The following is a 1,109-nucleotide window of genomic DNA, read 5'->3' as shown; positions in this document are numbered from 1 at the left end:
GATCTAGCAATACAAATTCGGCTTCGTGCTGAGAAGAATTTCTAGTGTGGAACATGAGAAAAACACCTTCCTTTAGTGAGCTTTTCTTTATTATAAAACGGAGAGATGGAAACTTTATTTTTGCCTATACGTATTGAGAAGTTGTGTTCCGATTAATCATAGTCGTGTTTCGATCGATTTTTTGTATTTGTATCGATTTCGTATTTTGATCAGTTGCAATTCTGTACATTCCTGCTGCAACCACCGTAAGAGCAATTGATAACCATTAATACAGTATACTATCCAATAAATTCTTTAAAACATACCTGTTAGAATATCACACTAAAGGACTTTAGTTATTAATAAAGCAAACTTCTGTTGTTCCAATCCTTACATGCCAACATTTACTCAAGAACCTACTTTATTTAATAAATCAATCCCTCAAAGTAATTTGTGTAAACCATTATAACCCTAAATTATTCCCAGTGAAACTGGAAATGATTTAGGGTCAGAGTATTCCTGTGATTAACCCTATTAAGATTCTTAAGAGTTTAATTATTGATCTTGAACAACGTTAATCTTAACTGACTTACTGTAATCGGCTGACCGCTTATATTAAATAGGCGGAACGTAGTTCCCGCAGGGACTACTCCACTAAACCCTATAGCTGATACTTGTTCACCAGTTGAGGTTCCGTTGACTAGACCACTAGCAGTACCCTGGTTAGGGAGAACGGCATTAACACCTATACCAACCGGACCTGCTTGCCCACTAGCTGAACTAACTTGTGCAGATATATAATAGTTACCACTTTCTTGAACTGTAAAAGTATCTGGAGCAGTAAAAGTAACATTATTTAAGAACTGATTCCCTACTAATGAAAAAGTATCACCATTAGCAACGGTTTGAGGAGTAGTATTAAAAGTAGAAGCAGAGGCTGTTGAAAGTGCTCCGGTGGCTCCCGTGGCTCCTGTTGCTCCCGTGGCTCCTGTTGCTCCGGTATCTCCTGTGGCTCCCGTGGCTCCCGTGGCTCCTGTTGCTCCGGTATCTCCTGTGGCTCCCGTGGCTCCTGTTGCTCCCGTGGCTCCTGTTGCTCCGGTATCTCCTGTGGCTCCCGTGGCTCCCGTGGC

1 pseudogene is annotated in these 1,109 nt (G+C 41.0%); it reads right to left on the bottom strand.

The window, feature by feature from the left end:
* Nucleotides 1–530: 530 nt before the first annotated feature.
* Nucleotides 531–1,109 (bottom strand): annotated as a pseudogene (locus R0K30_RS20980) (hypothetical protein); the annotation flags it as partial.

The sequence above is a fragment of the Bacillus sp. SIMBA_154 genome (assembly GCF_046536015.1).
GTDB lineage: Bacteria > Bacillota > Bacilli > Bacillales > Bacillaceae > Bacillus > Bacillus pumilus_P.
This window is presented reverse-complemented; position numbering and strand designations above follow the sequence as displayed.